Consider the following 20,745-nt stretch of genomic DNA (forward strand, 5'->3'; position numbering starts at 1 on the left):
CTAGCCCTTCAGCGAACCGATCATTACCCCTTTGACAAAATATTTCTGAATGAACGGGTACACGCATAGAATGGGGACCGTCGCCACGACAATCAGGGAGTACTTCAGCACGGCCGCCGCCTGAGCTTTGGCCACCTGCAGTTCAGGGTCCATAATCATGCTCACATCCACCTGGTTCATGATCAGAATTTCCCGCAAAATAATTTGCAGCGGGTACAGCGAGCGGTCATTCAGATACATCAAAGCATTGAAATAGGCGTTCCAGTGGCCCACCGCCGAGAACAGCGTGATGACCGCGATGACGGCTTTGGACAGCGGCAGGACGAAAGAGAAGAAAAAGCGCGCATCGCTGCAGCCGTCTATGCTGGTTGCTTCGATCAATTCTCCCGGTATGGAAGACTGGATAAAGGTTCTCGCTATAATCATGTTGTACACGGATAACGCACCCGGAAGTACCATCGCCCACATGGTGTTGATCAGATGGAGGTCTTTCATTAATATATAGAACGGAATCAGGCCGCCGCTGAAAAACATCGTGAACGTGAACAGAAACATAAAGCCGCCTCTGCCCTTCAGCCCCGGTCTGGAAAGCGCGTAGGCGCAGGTCATAACGACACTGACATTCACCAGCGTTCCCAGAATGGTATACAGAAACGTGTTGCCGTAAGCTCTGACGATATCTTTGTTTTTGAATACAGCTTCATAACCTTCCAGACTGAAATCCACAGGCCACAGCAGAACCTGGCCGGACGATACGGCATTGCCGGAAGAGAATGAGGCCGAAAGCACGTAAATAAGCGGATAGGACACAGCGATTAGAATAAAAGTTAAAATAAAGCCGGAAATGATGTAGTACACTTTATCCGAAGTCGGATGCGTTGAAAATTTGGTCTGGCTCATTGCCGGTCTCCCTCCTTACCACAGGCTGGTATTGCTGAATTTCTTGGCGGCGTAGTTCACCATAATCAACAATACAAAGTTGATGAGTGAATTGAACAACCCAATCGCAGTCGCAAAAGAGAAATCGCCTGAACCGATAGTCAACCCTACCTTATATACATAAGTGGAGATAACTTCGCTTTTCGAAATATTCAATTCATTCTGCATGAGGAACACCTTCTCGAATCCAACTTCCATGATATTGCCGACCGCAAGGATCAGCATGATGGTAGCCGTAGGTAAAATGGACGGAAAATCGATATGCCGCACCCGCTGCAGGCGCGAAGCCCCGTCGATTTGAGCGGCCTCGTGCAAATGCTCGTCAACGGAAGACAAGGCGGCGATGTAAATGATGCTGCTCCAGCCGATGCCCTGCCATATGCCGGACCAGACATACAAGTGCTGGAAAGCGCCCGGATTGGCGAAAGCGTCCGCCAGTAATTCACCGCTAAAGTACGTATACAGCGCTCCAAAAGCACCTGTACGCGGATTGAACAGCTGAACCAGCATGCCGACGATGACAACCGTTGAGATAAAATGCGGCATATACGAAACGGATTGTACGATTTTTTTAAACTTCAGCCCCGTAAACGAATTAAGTACCAGGGCAAACAGAATCGGCAAAGGAAAGGAAATCAGCAAACTATAGACGGACAGGCTAATGGTGTTCCAAATCAGGGTTGTAAACTGATAGGAATCGAAGAACCGCCTGAAATTGTCCAATCCGATCCATTCACTGCCCCAGATTCCAAGATTGAAATTGAAGTTTTTAAAGGCAATCTGAACACCTGCCATCGGCACATAAGCAAAAATGATGATGTACACGGTGGCCGGAATGAGAAACAGGTACAGCTGCCAGCTCGGCAAAACTTCTTTTTTCAGCCAATTAAGTACGGATCCCCGCATGGCTACTTCGACCGGTCATAGGCGGCTTGAGTGACTTCCAAATACTGCTCAAGGCCCATTTTATTCAGTTCGGCAATATAATCGTCCCACTGGGACAGCGGACGGTTGCCAGTGATGAAGGCAACGGCGCTTTCGTTCACGTAGTTGTCGATCGCCGTTTTGCTGTTGGCAATTTGCTTCAACTCTTCCGGCAGATAGCTCAGCTTGACGATGACTTCTTCCGGGAAAGCCGGTACATACCCTTCTTCAAATGCAGGTCTCCAGTTGGGCAGTACATCGTCCGCGTCCTTCTTGAGATTGGATACCGTTTTCCCCAGTTCCAGTGAACGGTAAGCGGGATTGGCATCGTTCCAGTGTTTATTTTGCGGGTTGTTCCAAATGGACGGATTCAGCTCAGCAATGGCTGCAGGTACTCCCTCCAAGTCTTCAAACGGGCCGACATACTCGGCGACAACGGCTGGATCATCGCTCCAGTCGACGCCCTTCTCGCCGTAACGGCTGACGATAGACAGCTCAGGGTTAAGCATATAATCACCGACTTTGAAGGCAAGCTCCGGATCCTTCGCGTCCTTCGTGATGAACCACAGCTGGGTTGGCAGGGACGGACTGTACGGAGTCGCGCTCAGGCCGGAAGGACCTTTGACCGGGGGCAGCAGCGTCATTGTGTTGTTCAGCTCCGGACCGAATGTACTGTAGCTGCCGGCCGTAACCACGCCAGCCATGCCGCCCGGCACGTTGATAAGCGCCTTCATCTGGGTTTCATCCTGGGTGAAGGACAAGGGCGAGAACAGGCCGTCTTTAACCAGCTTGTTCATAAACTCCAGCCCTTCCTTCCATTCCGGCTGAGTGAAAGCCGGGAAGATCCGGCCATCTTTCACATTCATGTAGCTCTTGCCCGGATCAGCGTAAATAAAGGCATTCATCAAATAGATGCGCGGGTTCTGCGACCAGCCGTTCAGCGAGCCTACAAAACCGACCTCGTCCTTCTTGCCGTTTCCATTCGGGTCCTGCTCTACAAACGCTTTCAAGACGTTGTACAGGTCATCTGTCGTTTTCGGCATGTCCAGATTCAATTTCTCCAGCCATTCACTGTTGATCCAGGCACGGTTGGAGCCTTCATTCCATTTTTGCGGGGAGTATCTAGGCAGTGCGTACACCTTGCCGTCAGGCAGCTTCATGGAGCTGCGAACGAATTCTTTTTCCGGTATTTTGTTGAAATTGACAGCAAGCTCCGGATCATTCAAATAATCGTCCTGGGGAACGAACACGCCTTTGGCAGCATAATCGAACACCGTCGATTCATTTAAATAAATGTTGACGACATCCGGAAGCTCCGCTCCTGAGGAGACCATCAGCGAAAGTTTGGTCAACGCTTCTTCCGCTTGGCTGGGCAGCTCCAGAAATTTCAGATCGACGTTCATCGCATCTTCGACTAGCTTCGTATAATGGTTCGTTTCATAGTCCTCTACATTCGGATTAGCCTGAACGGCAACCGTAATGACGGGGCGTCCTCCCTCTCCGCTCTCGTTCGCTTGTTGATTGCCTTGCGAGCAAGCCGAGAGCAGCGCTCCCAGCATAGGAAGAACTAGCAAGCCTGCCGACAGCGCCTTCCTTTCTTTACTGATCTGTTGAGTCAAACGGTATTCCTCCCTTTTGTGATCGCGTGATCCACAATGTTTTTGTAATCGCTTACAGGTCGATTGTATTCCCGCAGCCTCCACCGTGAAAACCGTTACTTCTCCTATACGCTGTCACCGGGTAAGATCAGAGGGGCTGGCAATTCTCCCCTCATTGTCAGTCGGTAAGACTGGACTGGTTCTCCCGCCATACGGTTGGCGTTACACCGTGCTTTTTAGAGAAAGCCCGGTAGAATGTATTTTCGCTGCCAAAGCCGCACAGCTTCCAAATCCGGTTGTTGGAATAATCAGTGGTTAAAAGCAGTTGCTCCGCGTTCAGCAGCCGAATTTCTTCAATATATTTGCCCAGGCTTTTACCGGTCTGCTCCTTAACAAAGGAAAAGACATATTTTTCGGAAATAAGCAGCTCACTGGCGATACTGCCGGCAGAAAGGCTAGCATCTCCATAATGCGCCCCGATATAATTTAAAATGTCGGTTTTCAGCCTGTTGTTGTTGCTCTTCTTGTTGCCTATCACGATGTCGCATAAATCGAACGCGGTCCTCCGCAGGCGGTCAGCCAGCCGGATCATATCCTGCGACTGGTCGTAAGCCGGAATCGTCAGTGTTTGTTCACCCGAACCACTCTTGTCTCCGCCGATCACCTTATGGGCGCTGAACACCGTCTGCCGGACGGAGAAAAAGATCTGCAGCTGCTCCTGCTCCGTTAGGGAGTAGTCGGCCAGAAGTCCAAGACAATCATCCAATATTTGCGATACCAGGCTTGTCTCGCCGGCGATCAGGGCATCGTGCAGCTTCAGCAGCAAGGCATTGTCGAAAGAAGGACGAATATCGGAATCAACAGAAGGAAGCTCAAACAGATACACCCCGCTGGCTACCTCGTTCTCGTTGACACCTAGCGCGTATTTCGCTTGCTGATAAGCCGCCTTGGCCTGCTCCGGACCGGACATGATTTCGCTGACGCCGATACTTACCGTCATCGCCAGTGACGTTTCGGCATTGAGCGACCGGATCAGCTCCGACAGCCGGACTTTGATCTCCGAACGCCCTACCGCATTTTCCTCCGGATCGAAAAACAGGATAAAAACCGTCTCGTTGGTATGAAAATTGAGTGCAAGCGGACGATGGCGCATGACGGCGTTAAACCGTTCCTCCAACTGCAGTCCGATATTTTGCTGCACGGCTTTCAGTCCTGCATGGGGGCCGTCCACCTTGTATATGGCCTTCACCACACCAAACCGCTCGAATGCGGAGCCGAAATAGCTTTCCGTTTCTTCCTTTTCCCGTTCTGTAAAGGCACCCAGAATTAGCATATGCTTGGCAATGGAATATTTAATGGAATCGTTCAATGCCTCGATCCGCCCTTGCTGCTGTTCGCTCCGCGTATGAATCTCAGTAAAGGCATTGTCAAGGTACTCGAATTCGTTGCGGAGCGTAAAGCTCTGTTGGGTCGACCTTGCCGCCGTCTCTACCAGCTTCTTCAAGGAGTTCGTCTCCCTCATCGAAAAAAGGAATGCCAGAAGCATGGTAAGTGCCATACCCGCTAGGACGTAGAGTACTACAAGTTCGAGCAAGGAATTAACATTATCCGCGAAGGCTTCCGCCGGGATGCCGACTACGACCTGAAGTCCCAGCCGTTCGCTTGAACGCGTAAGCAAGATATACTTGCTGCCCGAAATCTCAATTTCGCCAAGCGTCTCCGCCGTTTCCAGCGGATCACCGGTTTCGTAATTATGGGACAGTAAAATACGGCCTTCCTTGTCTGCAATGTAGACGAAATGATCATCCGTCTGATCCGCATACAGCAGTTTGCCCACAAGATCCTCACGGTCCATGTCGATGGCCAGGACGCTTTTTTGCTCAATGGCATTGAAATAGGAATTGTTAATGACGGCCGTAATGCCGTCGAACGGCTTACGGCTGTAGTAAGAAGAGAATACCTCCTTGGCCGGAAACAGCTTCATGGTGTAGTTTTCGCCGAACAGCCGATCCTGCCACTCTTCCGCCGAGAGGTTTCCGTAACGGTAGTACCGGGCATACACATCTTCATAGTCGTCCGATGAAATATAGTTGGAGATAAATACCGGATTGTCCTTGAAGCGGATATATACATTGGAATACATATCCTGGGTCAGCGCCAGGGTTTTTAATTTGGCCTGTAACACTTTGATATCCATGTAGTATCCGCTGGACGGAACACCTTGTAGAAAAAACAAATGCATGAACGATTCCTCCTGGAGCAGCAGGCTGGTAATGGTTTGGGCCCGCAGCACCTGCTGCTCTAACGATTCCACGCCGTCCAGCAGCTTGGATTCGCTTTTATCCAGTGTCAGCTGCTTGGCAAGCGTATAGGATTTGAAATACAGCGGAATGATCATTAGCATAAGAATGGCCAATATAAGACCGTATTTCATGAAGCGTTTGCCGAAAATCAGCCAGGACGTATGTTTCTTTATGAACGGGGTTATCATGATGCGCCTCCTTGCAATCGCTTACAATAAAGGTATAGGAGAATGTCTCAAAATTAAACCTCCAATTTCTTGTATACTCTGTCATAGAGTACGATAAGCCAGCCTCGTTCTCCCGGTTACCACTATAGTGAGACAGTTATAAAAATAGGCCAACCAGAAATCTCTGGCTGACCCAATAATACGAGACCCGCTATATTAGCGGCTCTGGTTGTTCATTTAGCGAGGTTCATTTTCGGCGGGATATACCCGAGCTGCCTGCCCATTTTGACAATTTGGCCTCTATGATGAAATTCGTGGGTGATGGTATGCGTAAATAACCATAATTCGGTTAACTCTACACTGTCACTATGCCAGGGTGTTGGTTTGGTGGGGTCCCATTTGATTTTAAAGTCATTTAGAAATTCATAAACCAGCTCATCCGCGTTCTTAAAAATCTCACGCATTTTCTGTACACTGTCAACGGATTCCGGGTTTATTTTGGGAAGTGATTTACCAAGAGCACGAATCCCTAACCATACCCGATAACAATCCGCTACATGAGCATGCAGACTGCTAATGGAAACTTCGCCAAAGGTTTCTATTTCTTTAACATAATCTGCGGGGGACATCGTTTCGCAATAACGAAATAATGATTCCCTTGTGCGTTGGATCATTTCATACTGACCATTGAATACATCCATCTTCTCTCTCTCCTTTTGAGTCTACTCATACAACGAACCTTCCGAACAAAGACTTTAGATATCTATAATAACTATTATATTTCATTACGTCAAGGACATTGCTTGAGAATAAGCAGTTCAATATTATGGACTAAAAAACCGGTCAACGCCATTTATCACGGCGTTGCCCGCTTCCTTATTATGTATTACAAACCATAGGAGAGCGACTAGATCATCTAGATCAATCGCTCGCCCAACTTGTGAAAGCGATACAGGATCTTCCAGGTAAAACGTAACTTCAGGCATGTTTTCGCCCCTCCATCCTGATCGCGCATTGATGTTCTCGGTGTAGGCCTTGAGTTTCTTTAGAGCAAGATTTCGATGCTTGTTCCGCTCTGAAGCTCGCTCTTAACCTGTATTTCTCCATTATGGGCCTGCACAATATCATTGGCGATAGCCAGCCCGAGGCCTGAGCCTTTATGCAGCTCCCCCGTATGGGTTCCACGGAAATACCGGTCAAAAATACGTTCCAGCTCCTCCTCCGGGATTCCTTTTCCATGATCCTCTACAAGGATACGGACCGCATCGCCGCCTATCTTTTCAACGTTTACATGAATAAAAACATCCTCAGCGTTATGAACTACCGCGTTATAAATTAAGTTGGTGACCGCACGTCGTATCAGGATGTCGTCAACCTTCTTGAGGATAACTTCATCGCTGTACTGAAAATGGATGTTCCGGTTGCCGTAACGGGCATCGTTCAGCATGTCTATGACAGCACTCCGGACGAGGCTGACCATGTTTACCGTCTTTAGATTAAGCGTAATCCCCTTATTTCTCAGACGGGTTGACAGGTTCAGATCTTCAATTACATCCTTTACATACAGTGACTTCCGTTCAATAATTTCCGCGTAATCCCTCATTTCATCGGCTGTAAAATCATAATCCTTGTCCCGCATCATTTCCGCATAGCCTTGAATCGAAGCGAGCGGCGTTTTGATATCATGCGAAATGTTGGCGATCCACTCCTCTTTCATCCGGTCCAGCCGTTTGCGTTCCAAATCGCTAGCCCGCAGCTCTTCAGCCAGCCTGTTGACATTGTGGAACACATCCTTGAAAATGTCCTTCGTTACGTAGTGTACCTGGTAGTTCTTATGGGCCAGCTGTTTGATCCCGTCAACGAGCACGGCAAGCGGCCGTGTTAACCTTTTGCTGAACAGATAAGCGATGCAAAGTGCAATGATACCGTCGACCCCAATCACGGTGAGGAATCCGATCTGAAGGAGCCATCGGACCTTACGGGTATCATAGGTAAGGATAGTCCGTTCCAGATCAAGGTTCTGGAAGCCGATCAAATAGCTGTAACGCTTCCCGTTGTCTTGCTTCTCTCCGACAAATACAGTCGACATCAGCTCCTTTTCCATATACTTATAGGTTTGGACGATATCCATCGGTGTATATTTGGTCTTGGCCTCCGGCGGCACATGAAAGCCATAGACCTGATTGCCGTTATCGTCCAGCACCTGAAGCCAGGCCAGATTGCGTTCAAGCACATCCTTCCCCTGTGCGGTGATATCCATTCCCGATGCGAATAACACAATTTGCTGTTCAAACGAGCGGGTCAGGGCCTCGGCAGAATTGTCTTGTTCACGGATCGGATTGTTGGTCGCAGAATTCTGGTATATGAATAACCCGATGATCATCAGAGCATTGATGAACGTGACGAGGATAACAATAAGCACGACGGAAGCCAGATATCTGCCGGTCAGCCGCCATTTCACCGTCCCGCCTCCTCCACGGCAAGCTTATAACCAAGCCCCTTTACGGTCACCAGATATTGCGGGCTTGAGGGGTTGTTCTCGATCTTCTCCCTAAGCCGCCGGATATGCACCATGACAGTGTTGTCATAACCAAAGGAGTCTTCCCCCCACACCTGGTCATACAGGCTTTCCTTGCTGATGATCCGGTTGGGGTACTTCAGTAAATAACTGATAAGACCCAGCTCTTTGGGTTTGAGTTCAATCATTTTACCGTTTTTCTTTAGCTCCAGTCTATCCTCGTCAAGCTCGAACGGGCCGGCTTTCAGCAGGTGTTCTGTTTTCTTCTCATATAAATCAGTCTCCGTTCTGCGGAAACGGGCTTTGATCCGGTAAGCCACTTCCTTCGGGCTGAACGGTTTGGTAATATAATCGTCACCGCCTATGGCAAAACCGAGTATTTTATCAATTTCCTCGGTTTTGGCCGACAAAAAGAATATCGGCACGTTTGAAACACTGCGAATTCTCCGGCATACGTCATAGCCCTCGCCGTCTGGAAGCATGATATCCAAAATGACGAGGTCGGGCTGCATGTCCTGAAACAGCCTCCAGCCTTCTTGGGCGGTGAAGCCTGCGTAGACATGCTCGAAGCCTTCCTTGGCCAGCACGGTTTGCAGCAGCCTGACGATATCCTCCTCGTCATCCACGATCAATATGTTCTGACTTGGCGCCAATGGGTTCAGCCCCCTTTCTATGAGTATAACCATATATTGAAATAGCCTTATTTACCAGAGGGGCTGGGGTTATTCTTCGCCGAAAACCTTCGCCAGCGGGTTGCCGGTCTTTTGGTCTGAAACGATGCGGCCTGCCCGATCCAACATGTAGTACTGGTAGAAATCACTGCTGAAATTGGATGCAGTAAGCATTTGCTTTGCATAGGGCTCAAACGCATCGCGGCTCAAGGCGTCACCAGTCCAGAATAAATGCAGCAGCAGGCGGTTCTGATTGTACGGATGCTTAATGACGTATGCGCCCGAAGCTGCTTTTAGGTTCATCTTAGTTTTCCAGTCGAAGCCGATGGCTTTCGATTTCTGGATAATGCCGGGCTTAAGCGCCAGAATCAGTCCGTTCGCTTTGGCATTGCCAATGGCGATGAGGTTGCTGGAGCCCAGCTCCTTTTTCAGCTTACGCTTGAGCATCTGCCGGTTGGAAATGACCTCGTATGGGATGCTCATAATCCTTAGCGATCCCTCCAGCTGCGCTAATAAGGTCTGCTGCTGTTTGTTAGCCAGAGCACCTAGCGGCTCGCTTAACACAATGGTGAGCGGTTCTCCTTGCAGGGCCTTGTGCTCAATGCGGCTCATCGTTTCTGCCGGAAGATCAGGGACTTGGGCCAGGGAGAACTGGTATAGCTCTTTGAACTGCTCATGCCGGATCGCGGCAATCTCCGCCCCGGACAATTGATATTCCGGCTTCAGAACATAATGCGGATCATGCAGAATCTTGTCCATTTCCTTTCGCATCTCAGCACCGAGCGTATCCTGAATGGTCTGCAGAAGCCCCTGGATCGTCGCATTTTTATATTCGAACCGCTTGAAATATTCCTGCATGAACGAATCGAATTTGTCCTCGCCCGCCATGCGGTAGAGCTGGTAGAGGGCCTGGCGTCCTTTGCCGTAGAACGTCGGATTCGCCAAGTCCTCCACTTCCGTATTGGTTGCGGCGATAGGCTTGTCTATTGATGTTAAATCATCCATTTGGATCGACTTGAACCCGTTGATAGCATCCCCTTGCTTTTCCGCGAAATATACCATTGAAAAATCGGCAAATCCTTCATCCAGAAACGATTCCGTCTCGAAATTGTTGCCGATTAGGGCATGAAACCATTGGTGGGCGATTTCATGCACGAACACATAATCATGAGCCGGATCACTGTTCTGCCGGATGAGGCCCATTTGAATGACCCGCGAGAATTCGACCGCCACCCCTTCGACATAAGACTCGGCAATCCGGAATTCAGGGTAAGGGTAGTTCCCGTACTTTTCACTGAAAAAGGAAATGGCCTTAAACGCCGTATCTATATACTGATTAACGATTTTGCTCTTATCCGGCATGTTGTCGAAATAATAGTATTCTACACTCAGACCGCCGCGTGTGACGCGCTCCACCTTATAATTCGGGCTGGCAAAAAAGACAAGCTCTCTCGTATTCCCGGCTACGGCGGTTATCACTTTACGGCCCGTTTCCTTCAGATCGGCTTCTGTCGTTAAGTGGCCCGGCATCAGTACTTGATAGGCTTCCGGCACGTTAAAATGCACCTCGAAATCCGATGAATCGTAATAATCGCTCTCGAAGGACGTGCTGTACGGCTTCGTGTTCCACGCATGCTGCTCACCGTCGTACACCGACATGACAGGGAACCAATGTGCGCCGTTGATGATGTCTTTGTAATAGGACAGGCGCTGCATGCCGTAAGGGATCTTTACTTCAAAGTTCACATCGAGCGTAAGCGTCTCCCCTGGCTTAAGCGCCTGCTGCAAGCTCACCCTCAACGCCTGATGGCTGTTCGTAAAGGACAAGGCTTGCCCTTCCGCTGTAATACTCCGGATGTCGATGTCGCCAAGAAAGTCTTCCGGCTTCTTCTGCGGGTTATCCTTGCCGATCTCTTCGTTATCCTGCTCAAACATCGAGTTTTGCGTGGCCTTGGACCGGTTGGCGTCGGCATACGTATGGAAGACCAGCTCCCCCAGCGTATCAGGGGAATCGTTCCTGTAAGTGACCGTCTCGCTTCCTTGAATACGCATATTCTTCTCATCCAGCCTTGCATTGATCCGGTACTGGACCTGGGCCTGCGCTTGCGCCCTTGCGGCACTTTCCGTTAATGCGGCAGCAGGTTGTGCAGACGCCTGGACCGCTCCGCCCGCCGGACAGGCAGCCAGTGCAACCGCCAGCGAGTAAACCAGCGTTTTCTGAAATACAGATCTAATTATTTTTGGATACATTGGATTCTCTCCCCGGTAACTGTTATTTTTGGGCACTCTCAAGCTTTTGCTTCGCTGGTTCGGGCAGCTCTCCGCCCTGTACTTCCTGATAGGAGCTGACGTCATTGTTTTTCACATAGATGCGAAGGTAAGCATCCTTGCGCAGCTCTTTCGCAGCGGTGAAGACCAGCACCCTTTCTTTGCCTTTAGAATCGTAGCCCTGCTGGGTGTATTCGTAGGAAACATACTTCTGCCCGCTGCTTAATGTCTCCTCAACCTTCTTTCCGGCTTGGTTAATCTGCACGTAGTATGGCTGTGCGCCGATCCGGTTCAAATTTATGTTCTGGAGGAATACGACCAGCCCGGCCAGAACAATCACAACGGCCGTTATAGCGATAATCCCTTTTTTCATATTCATTCACTCCTTAGGTTGTATGGGTAACGATTTTGCAGTACGCGTGCACGGTCAAGAAGTAATAGATCAGGTAGATGCCTCCATAGATCCCCATGCAGATCATGACAGGCACGGTCAGATTGGCCATCAACAGCTTTGACAGAGCGGACAGCGCGACTGCGCAATGAGCGATTCCGAAAGCAAGCGGCAGGGCAAAAACGATTAGCACCTGTTTGGCAACGGATTTGCGGATTTCCTGCCTGGTCACGCCGATCTTATGCAGAATCACATAACGCGCTTTGTCGCTGCCCGCTTCCGTCAGCTGCTTGAAGTAGATGATGCTGCCTGTTGCGGCAAGAAACACAAGGCCAAGGAATCCGCCCATGAACATCAGGAGCCCGGAGGCTTCCATGCCCTTTGAATAATCGCTGTAATAGCTTGCAAGCCGGGCATCCTCCGGTAAAAGCTCTTGCAGCCGCTGTGTCAGCTCTTTTGCCTTGTCCTGATGTGTGACACCATAGGCTTCGGCAGTCATCGCTTTGGCCTTCGGCTTAAGCTCTGCAAACAGGTCATCGCTGACGACAATAGTGGAGTAAACCGTTCCAGGGTTCAGCACACTGTATTTTTTTAGTGTTTTGAATTGGATGGGGGACCGGAGCCCTCCGCTCTTCAGTATGATCGACGAACCGGCATACTCCGGCGAGAGGCCTTGCAGATAGGCTGGTTCCAGCGCTGCCGTTTCACTGCCTTCAAGGCTTAAGGAGTCAATTCTCCCCTGCAGCTTGGCCAAATGGTTGAAATCGCGGTTGGATATAACGGTATACACCTGCGCCTCTGCGCCTTGATCCTTATATAGCCCGGAGGTGTCGGCATCCACCTCAAGGAACGGGATGGATTCATGGTACAGCAGGTTGTGTCCTTCAGCCTGTGCAACCGCCCTATTGGCTGCTTCTGTCACCGTACTGTCCACCCCAATAAACATATAACTGTTGGGATTCGCAAGCGCCGCATTCACCCGGGTGTTGTAATATATGCTATAGGCCGTCCCGGCCGCAGTCAGCGTTGTTGCGCTCAGTACTGCAATGACTGTAAGCGTCCGGGCGTTACCTTTCATCCGATACAGCAGCTGGGACGTCCCAATCAGGTTTAAGCCGCGCCAATAGCTTGATTTGTGATTCCGGGCCAGCTTCAGCAGTCTGACTGTCAACGTGTTGAACAGCAGATAAGTGCCCAGAATAACCGAAGCGATAATAAGGAGCGGAGTTAACAGGAAGCCTAAGATGTCCCACGCCTTGGAGGTCATCATATTTTGCAGCGCAAGCCAGTACCCGAAGCTGATAAGGACGACAGATAATACAGCAATGCCTGCGGAGGCCTGCGGTTCCTTCTCATGCTCCTGCTCCGCCCTGAACAGCTCAATCAGCTTGAACCGGTATATCAGGCGGTAGCCCTGGACCGATGTGATCAGCGTGATGATCATGAACACGAGTAACGTATTCAAGACCGCAGCCGGGGAAATGGAGAAATCCGCCACGACCGCGTACCCCATCACCTTCATGAGGATCATGACAAAAAAACGGCTAAGCACCGATCCCAGTAAGATCCCGGCGATCAGAGCCAGGATGCCCATCAGGAAATTTTCATAAAACAGCATCCGGCCGATCTGTTTTTTGCGGACGCCAAGCAGCGAATACAGCCCGACCTCTTTTTTGCGTTTGCGCATGAAAAATGAATTGGAATACCAGATGAACACCGCCACAAATATAATCAGTACGACCGCCGCTCCGCTGAAGGCCGAGCTGATCTTCTGCGAGCTGTCCGAGGCGGATTGAATGGTGCTGTCGTATTTCAGGGATACGAACGTAAAATAGATGACAATGCTGAATACCATTGAGACGAAATACAGAAAATAGTTCGTGATATTTTGCCGGATGTTTCTCCCGGCGAGCTTAAACAGCGTCATGATGACCTCCTCCGAGCTTCGCCAAAACCTCAAGGATCTGCCCGAAAAATACTTGTCTCGTCATATCTTCCTTATGGAGCTCTTGAAACAGCTGGCCGTCGTTGATGAAGATGACCCGCTTGCAGTAGCTCGCCGCATAGGCGTCGTGCGTAACCATCAAGATTGTCGCCTGATTATGCTGATTTAGCTTGCTTAAGCTTTCCAGCAGACCGGCCGCCGATTTGGAGTCGAGGGCACCGGTTGGTTCGTCCGCCAGGATCAGGCTGGGCTTCGACACGATAGCCCGCGATGCGGCAGCCCGCTGTTTCTGGCCGCCCGAAATATGATAGGGGTACTTATCGAGGATCTCTCGAATGCCGAACGTATCGGCAATATCCTCAACCCGTTGTTCGATTTCCGCTGCGGGAACCCTGGATAGGGCCAGTGGCAGCAGGATGTTCTCCTTAACCGTCAAGGTATCCAGCAGATTATAGTCTTGAAAAATAAAGCCAAGCTTGTTCCGGCGGAAATCAGACAGCTGCTCCTCGTTCATGTTGACAATGTTTTGGTTGTCAATCGTAATCTCGCCGGAAGTCGGCGTATCAATGGTCGAAAAAATGTTCAGCAGCGTTGATTTGCCCGCGCCCGACGGGCCCATAATCCCGACATACTCCCCTGTTTCAATGCTCAGACTAATATTTTGCAGCGCAGTATAGCTATTTCCTTTGGCGCCAAAGGTTTTGGTAACGTTTTGGGCTTGCAGTATTGTTGTCATGGTGTCACTCCTTAAATTGATGAAGACAAATCCAATTGTAACAAGCGTACCTTACACCATGATCATCCCAACCTTACAGCAACCTTACAGTTATGCAAAAACCCCCAGGGCTCTAATGCATCCCTGAGGGTTATTCTTCAAGTATTTTTATAATAAACCTACAATTCCTTCGTCATAAATTTGCTATTCGGATCCGGGATATAATCGGCAAACGGCTCACAATAGGTGAAGCCGAAATCTTCATACAGCTTGCGGGCAGGGATGAATGAATCCATGGACCCGGTCTCCAGGCTGATCCGCTTGTATCCGCGGCTTACGGCTACTTCGATAATATGAGCAAGAATATTTCTGGCTACACCTTTGCGCAAATGCTTCTTGGCGGTCCGCATCGATTTGAGTTCTGCATGCTCTGTGTCCAATTCCTTTATCGCCCCGCAGCCCATAAGCTCTTCATCCTCCCAGGCACACCAGAAGGTTATTTCCGGCTGCTTCAACCCGTCCAGATTAAGGGCATGAATGCTCTCTGGCGGAGAGTCCTCGGCCATTCCCTGCAGGTGTTCTGCAATTAATCCAATCACTTGTCCCCCGCTCAAATCATCTACAAGAATCTTCACTGCTACCACTCCTAGTTAATATTAAGTATGAACTATACCTGTTAACTTTCTGTATATCATATTACTCCGATGGCAGGTTTCCTGACAACCCTATGATGAAGATTGGCGCGGTTAACGTAAAGCTTTGAATAATAAAATGTTAGACTGGAATCGTTCATTTATCTTTCGGTGCGATTAGATTAACCTTTTAATATTTGCTTGTACTGCTTGTTAGCCTTATATGCAAAGTGAAAATACAAAAGAAAAGCTTTCACTCTCCCTACATCAAGATGCAATATCCGTTATAGTTGTTGTCTTAAGCCAAGGACAAGGGATGGGTACCTTAAAAAGAAAAAAGCCGCTAAATAGCGGCTTCAATAGAACTATATTTGCTTAGGGTTTGCTTAAGCCTACCACTCCGCAATGCTGCCGTCGCGATGCCGCCATACCGGATTTCTCCAGCGGTGGCCGTCCTCCGCCATCTTCCGCACATACTCCTCGTTCACGGTAATGCCAAGACCCGGTCCGGAAGGAATCTGGACATGACCGTCACTGTAGGCAAAGACGGTAGGATCGGTGATATAATCCAGCAGGTCATTGCCTTGATTATAATGAATGCCGAGGCTTTGCTCCTGAATGACTGCATTGTAAGACGTTGCATCCACCTGAAGACAGGCGGCCAGAGCGATCGGCCCAAGCGGGCAATGCGGAGCGACTGCGACATCGAACGCCTCGGCCATGGCGAATATTTTCTTACATTCCGTGATCCCTCCTGCATGGGACAGATCGGGCTGAATAATGTCAACCACCCCATTCTTCAGCAGATTTTTGAATTCCCAGCGCGAGTACATCCGTTCGCCCGTCGCGATCGGAGTGCTGGTATGATGTGCGATCTCCCGCAGTACCTCATTGTTCTCCGGCAGCACCGGCTCTTCTATGAACATCAGGCGGTAGGGGTCGAGCTCTCTGGCCAGTCCGCGTGCCATCGGTTTGTGAATCCGCCCGTGAAAATCGACAGCAATCCCGAATTCCGGTCCGCAGGCCTCCCTGATGGCGGCGACCCGCTCGACGATAGCATAAATCTTGTCATGTGTATCAATGAACTGCATCTCTTCTGAGGCATTCATCTTAATCGCCGTGAACCCGGCGGCCTTCTTCTCCAGAGCTGCCTTGACAACATCGATGGGGCGGTCTCCGCCTACCCAGGAGTACACCCGCATGGAATTGCGGCAAGCGCCGCCCAGCAGCTGATACACAGGCGCATTGTAGATTTTCCCTTTAATATCCCATAACGCCTGATCGATCCCCGCTATCGCGCTCATCAGAATAGCCCCGCCACGATAGAATCCACCCCGGTACATCAGCTGCCATAGATCTTCAATCCGCTGGGGGTCCTGCCCAATCACATAATCCATCAGTTCTTCCACTGCGGCCTGCACCGTATGTGCCTTGCCTTCGACCACCGGCTCCCCCCAGCCGGATAGGCCTTCATCGGTTTCAATCTTCAGAAACAGCCAGCGGGGAGGAACGATAAAAGTCTCAAATCCGGTGATTTTCATTGATTATTTGGCTCCTTTTGTGTTATTCATTCTGGCCTTGCTGACTTCATTGGCAAATTGGCGGGCCGTCTCTGTGATCTTCCCGTAGTCGCCCTGCCCCACCGCTTCCCGATCTACGAGAGCGCTTCCCAAACCGACGGCAACGGCTCCGGCGGCAATGAAGGCTCCGACATTCGCAAGGGTCACGCCTCCTGTCGGCATCATGCGGATGTGGCCAAGTGGCCCCTGCAATTCCTTGATGTAGGAGGCACCGAGTGAACCGCCCGGGAACACCTTAAGCAGGTCTGCACCCGCTTCATGCCCTCTGACCGCTTCGGTCGGTGTCATTACACCTGGAATCGAGATTCGCCCATGCTGTAAGGTCAGTTCTACAATCGCCTCATTCAAATTTGGGGAGAAAATAAAATCGGCTCCCGCCGCGATCGCCTGCTCGGCCTGCGCCAGCTTCAGTACGGTACCTGCTCCTACCAGCAGGCGATCTCCATATTTCGCCTTCATGTCCCCGATCAGCCTGTAAACCTCCGGGGTATCGGCTGTAATCTCCAGCGCTCCAACACCGCCGTCTGCCAGTGCCGCAGCAATTGCATCCACCCGTTCAGGCGCTGGTCTGCGGATGACGGCGACCAGCCCGGAGGTCATCAGCTGCTCAATCTGTCTATCTTTGTCCATGTCCTTCCTCCTCCTTGGAATGTACCTCACCTACCGGATAATATCCTCCATGCCAGCTCCCCCTGCCAAGAGAAAATCCACCTCCTGCCGGGTCGGAAGACCTTCCACATCGCCGCTTACCCCGACAACAATGGAACCTACAGCGTTACCGCGCCGCACGGCAGAAGGCAGGTCCTCCCCCTGGAGCAAGCCGCTTATAAAGCCTGCGGCAAAACCGTCACCGGCACCCATCGGATCAATGAGTCTTTTCACGGGGAACCCTGGCTCATTTCCAGAGCTGTGTCCGTTACTGTAATAAGCACCGTCCGCGCCCAGTTTGATTACGGCAGCACCGGCCCCGGATTCCAGCAACCGGTCTGCGATCTCTGCAGGCGCACTGCATCCTGTCAGAAACTGCCCCTCATCGATGCCGGGCATTACGTAGTCAGCAAGCGCCGCGATTTCGTTAAGAACACGATAAGCCTCTTCTCTGTTCCACAGCTTCCAACGGATATTGGGATCAAACACAATGGCCGTACCGTGTTTTTTGGCTGCTTCGAGGGCGCGAAAGGTTAATTTCCTGCACTCGGGGCTAAGCGCCGGTGTGATGCCCGTAACATGCAGAATGCGGGCACCTCCCACATATGCCTCATTAAGTTCATCCGCTTGCATCAGGCTGGCAGCGGAATGCTTGCGATAGTAGTACACCTGTATTTTGTCCGGGGATATTTGTTCTTTGAAGAACACTCCCGTCGGCGCATCAGCAGTAACCTTGACTTCGGAAGTATCAACGCCATGTCCTCTTACGAATTGCTTAATATAGCGTCCAAATGGATCATTTCCGAGCTTGCTGAACCAGCCTGCGCTATGCCCCATACGGGCAAGCCCAATGGCTACATTGGTCTCGGCTCCTGCTACATGCTTGTGAAAACCGTTCACGTACTCCAGGGGAACCATCCGGTCCGGTGCCAGAAGTACCATGGTTTCCCCAAAGGTTACGACCTCCATTGCCCCTCCTCCTTTGGATTCTACGCTGATAGTGTTTCTTCACAAAGATCATATCTTTATTATCATTTTTTTGAAATAGATATGATCTTTACGGTATGATCATATTATCTTGTTCTTCGCTAGTCAATACTAAATCAAGACTCAGACGTATCTGTTTATCGTCACGAAGCTCTTATGCTAGAATGAATGTATTCTAAGTCAAAGGGACGGCTAAACATGAAACAGAATAAACAAACCGCGTTTCAAGCAACAATAGAGATTATGAAGCAGAAAATTCTCGATGGGGAATGGGCTCCAGGGGATCGGCTCCCTACGCTGCAGCAGCTAGCCGTTGATTTCTCTGTGAGTGTCACTACAATACGTGAGGCGCTGCGGATATTAGAGAGTCAGGGGAATGTCAGCATTGAGCACGGGCGCGGGATGTATGTACGAAACGATCCGCTCTTGCTCGATGATCCGGCGGTTGCTTTAGAGGAATTAGATAACATTTCGATTGTGGACCTATTGGAAGCCAGACTGCTCATTGAGCCTGAGCTTGCCGCTTTAGCCGCGCAGCGGGCCGATGAGGATCAGATCCGGCGCCTACGGGTACTGGCAGATCGAATGGTGCGGCAAATGGAGGAAGGTGGCTCCTTCTTCGAGACCGACCTCGCCTTTCATCAGTTAATCGCCGAAGGGGCAGCCAATCCGGTGGTGGCGCGGATGCTGAATTCGATTCTCCCCTTGCTGGCTGAAGGGCGCAAGCAAACCAATACGCTGCCCAATATGCGGACCAAGGCCTCCAATTACCATGTTCTGATCGCCATTGCCATCGAGGAACGGCAAAGCGAAACAGCACGGCAGCTAATGGAAAGCCATATTCAAAGTATGCTGACCACCCTTAAGCAGTAGCTTCTTTCGGAATACAAAAGAAACCCAGAGTCTTTAAAAGACCCGGGTTTCTCCACGCTGCAGAAATTCATCAATCATCGCCTTGTATTTATCAAGACTGTACACGTTATACATCCGGGAAGTAAGGGCGCGGGTGTTTCCGAAGAAAAAGCGTTCAAACTGTTTCTGTCTGCCGCCGAAAGGACTGACCGCCAGTTCCCAGGTCAGCCGGAAAAGAGAAATCCGGTCGCGAGCGGATGACTCCTGTCCTTTAAGATAGAGACGGATAAAGCCGCCGGCATCAGATCCCAGGTCTGTCTCGGAAGGAAGCATCACCAGATTGCTGGAGCTGATGTCCTGGAGCATACCCAGCATCTCCTGATAAAAAGAGGAATACTGCATCGTAGCCGCAATCAGCGGCTTGTGGGCCGGCACATAATAACCCTTGGCATCCGGTTCTGCCATCATTTCGGAAGCCAGGCGAAGAGCTTTTAAATTCTCAAGCATGGTCAAAATCCGGGATATCCGCTCCATCGTTACCGCTTCGAGAGCGATATTCTGTTCATCTGACAATTTAGAGATCAGGCCGAGCAGAAATTCCGTCTTGGCAATGTAGCGTGTAAGCACCTGATGGCCGGCATGGCTGTGAAAATTCCCTTCGTTGAATAGCCGCTCTCCAATCTCTTGATTCCCTAAGTAAAAGATACGGTTGCGTGGGATGAAGACGTGATCGAAGATCACCATGGCGTCCATTTCTTCAAATCTGCTGCTCAGCGGATGATCATATGGAGATGAGCCTGAGTAACTCTCACGGCAAATGAAGGTCATCCCTTCCAGATCATTGGGAACGGCAAAAGCAAAGGCATATGGATTATCCTGTTCCAGCATGGAAGGGAGAGGTGAAGGGATCACCAGTATTTCATCACAGGTTGCTGCCTGCGTAGCCATCATAAAAGCACCGTTTACCACAATTCCGTTCTCCTTGTGCTCGACAACTTTAGCTGTAATGGAATCCTCCACCTCGTCCACCACTTCGGACAACCGGCTGGCAAACGGCTGAATAAATGCGTGGGATAAGGTAATGTCCTGGCTGCGGCAGTACTCATAGTACTTTTTAAGATTATCTTCATATTCCGGATTGTATTCTTGTAACAGATGCGCAGCGGTATATAAAGACATCAGCGTCGTGTTCATATAATCGGGTGATCTCCCTAAAAACCCGTGGTGCTTCCCGGCCCACAATTCCATCATGATCCTCCGGCGGACCAGGTCTTCCTTGCTTCTCGGGGCCAGGAGGGAAAGTCCGTAGCGCTCCCCGTCCGTCCCGGTTTGAAAGGTCATTTGTTCGATGGTTTTCTGCTGATGCTGCATATCATACATTTCAGCTTGGGTCTTCATTAATCCGTTGAAGGCGGGATGGCTGGATAAAGCCCTTTGGATGGTTTTACCCTGATACCATATTTTGATCTGCTGGCGGTCGATACGCTCGATATATTCCTTGCCGCTCTTAACTGCCATGGCCCACCACCCCATTCATGAACATTCAACGGTTTAGCCAAATTGACTAATACAGTTTCTGTAAAATATGTGGTGGTGTTAAAAGCAGT

At 50.2% G+C, this 20,745-nt stretch carries 17 protein-coding genes; 1 reads left to right on the forward strand and 16 read right to left on the reverse strand.

Going from position 1 to position 20,745, the window contains the following annotated elements; genetic code table 11:
• The 15 genes from NST04_RS19530 to NST04_RS19600 form a co-directional block, all read right to left on the reverse strand.
• Nucleotides 1–900 carry a carbohydrate ABC transporter permease gene (locus NST04_RS19530; protein WP_341185712.1) on the reverse strand — a complete coding sequence of 300 codons (900 nt, stop codon included), beginning with the start codon at nucleotides 898–900 and terminating at the stop codon, nucleotides 1–3.
• A 15-nt stretch (nucleotides 901–915) separates the two neighbouring features.
• A complete protein-coding gene (locus NST04_RS19535) occupies nucleotides 916–1,764 on the reverse strand; it encodes an ABC transporter permease (RefSeq protein ID WP_341185713.1) in 849 nt (282 codons plus the stop codon).
• Between the two features lie 83 nt (nucleotides 1,765–1,847).
• Nucleotides 1,848–3,482 (reverse strand): extracellular solute-binding protein, encoded by a 1,635-nt coding sequence (locus NST04_RS19540; protein WP_341185714.1) that lies wholly within the window; start codon nucleotides 3,480–3,482, stop codon nucleotides 1,848–1,850.
• Between the two features lie 157 nt (nucleotides 3,483–3,639).
• A complete protein-coding gene (locus NST04_RS19545; RefSeq protein WP_341185715.1) occupies nucleotides 3,640–5,952 on the reverse strand; it encodes a helix-turn-helix domain-containing protein in 2,313 nt (770 codons plus the stop codon).
• Nucleotides 5,953–6,164: 212 nt separating this feature from the next.
• On the reverse strand, nucleotides 6,165–6,632 hold the full coding sequence (locus tag NST04_RS19550) for a DinB family protein (protein WP_341185716.1): 468 nt from the start codon (nucleotides 6,630–6,632) through the stop codon (nucleotides 6,165–6,167).
• Between the two features lie 344 nt (nucleotides 6,633–6,976).
• Nucleotides 6,977–8,392 (reverse strand): HAMP domain-containing sensor histidine kinase, encoded by a 1,416-nt coding sequence (locus NST04_RS19555; protein WP_341185717.1) that lies wholly within the window; start codon nucleotides 8,390–8,392, stop codon nucleotides 6,977–6,979.
• The gene (locus NST04_RS19560) at nucleotides 8,389–9,102 is read right to left on the reverse strand and encodes a response regulator transcription factor (protein ID WP_341185718.1); all 714 of its coding nucleotides are present in this window, start codon (nucleotides 9,100–9,102) and stop codon (nucleotides 8,389–8,391) included. Before NST04_RS19560 ends, NST04_RS19555 begins: the two co-directional genes overlap by 4 nt.
• A gap of 69 nt (nucleotides 9,103–9,171) precedes the next feature.
• The gene (locus NST04_RS19565; RefSeq protein ID WP_341185719.1) at nucleotides 9,172–11,370 is read right to left on the reverse strand and encodes a M1 family metallopeptidase; all 2,199 of its coding nucleotides are present in this window, start codon (nucleotides 11,368–11,370) and stop codon (nucleotides 9,172–9,174) included.
• Nucleotides 11,371–11,392: 22 nt separating this feature from the next.
• Nucleotides 11,393–11,761: a YxeA family protein gene (locus tag NST04_RS19570; protein WP_341185720.1), complete on the reverse strand. Its 369-nt coding sequence runs from the start codon at nucleotides 11,759–11,761 to the stop codon at nucleotides 11,393–11,395.
• A gap of 13 nt (nucleotides 11,762–11,774) precedes the next feature.
• Nucleotides 11,775–13,706 (reverse strand): ABC transporter permease, encoded by a 1,932-nt coding sequence (locus tag NST04_RS19575; RefSeq protein WP_341185721.1) that lies wholly within the window; start codon nucleotides 13,704–13,706, stop codon nucleotides 11,775–11,777.
• Nucleotides 13,693–14,460, reverse strand: coding sequence for an ABC transporter ATP-binding protein (locus NST04_RS19580; protein WP_341185722.1), 768 nt, complete (start codon nucleotides 14,458–14,460; stop codon nucleotides 13,693–13,695). The genes NST04_RS19575 and NST04_RS19580 overlap by 14 nt, the downstream gene beginning before the upstream one ends.
• 158 nt (nucleotides 14,461–14,618) lie before the next feature.
• A complete protein-coding gene (locus NST04_RS19585; RefSeq protein ID WP_341185723.1) occupies nucleotides 14,619–15,074 on the reverse strand; it encodes a GNAT family N-acetyltransferase in 456 nt (151 codons plus the stop codon).
• A gap of 389 nt (nucleotides 15,075–15,463) precedes the next feature.
• Nucleotides 15,464–16,612 carry a galactonate dehydratase gene (gene dgoD, locus NST04_RS19590; protein WP_341185724.1) on the reverse strand — a complete coding sequence of 383 codons (1,149 nt, stop codon included), beginning with the start codon at nucleotides 16,610–16,612 and terminating at the stop codon, nucleotides 15,464–15,466.
• Between the two features lie 3 nt (nucleotides 16,613–16,615).
• Nucleotides 16,616–17,281: a bifunctional 4-hydroxy-2-oxoglutarate aldolase/2-dehydro-3-deoxy-phosphogluconate aldolase gene (locus tag NST04_RS19595; protein ID WP_341185725.1), complete on the reverse strand. Its 666-nt coding sequence runs from the start codon at nucleotides 17,279–17,281 to the stop codon at nucleotides 16,616–16,618.
• A 30-nt stretch (nucleotides 17,282–17,311) separates the two neighbouring features.
• The gene (locus NST04_RS19600) at nucleotides 17,312–18,268 is read right to left on the reverse strand and encodes a sugar kinase (RefSeq protein WP_341185726.1); all 957 of its coding nucleotides are present in this window, start codon (nucleotides 18,266–18,268) and stop codon (nucleotides 17,312–17,314) included.
• Between the two features lie 216 nt (nucleotides 18,269–18,484).
• Here NST04_RS19600 and NST04_RS19605 point away from each other — a divergent pair, with 216 nt between their 5' ends.
• Entirely contained in the window at nucleotides 18,485–19,159 is a 675-nt protein-coding gene (locus NST04_RS19605) for a FadR/GntR family transcriptional regulator (RefSeq protein WP_341185727.1), read from the forward strand.
• A gap of 33 nt (nucleotides 19,160–19,192) precedes the next feature.
• Here the strand turns inward: NST04_RS19605 and NST04_RS19610 are convergent, their stop codons facing one another.
• On the reverse strand, nucleotides 19,193–20,656 hold the full coding sequence (locus tag NST04_RS19610; protein ID WP_341185728.1) for a 4-hydroxyphenylacetate 3-hydroxylase family protein: 1,464 nt from the start codon (nucleotides 20,654–20,656) through the stop codon (nucleotides 19,193–19,195).
• Between the last annotated feature and the right edge of the window lie 89 nt (nucleotides 20,657–20,745).

The sequence above is a fragment of the Paenibacillus sp. FSL H7-0756 genome, from assembly GCF_038006765.1.
Lineage (GTDB): Bacteria > Bacillota > Bacilli > Paenibacillales > Paenibacillaceae > Paenibacillus_AQ.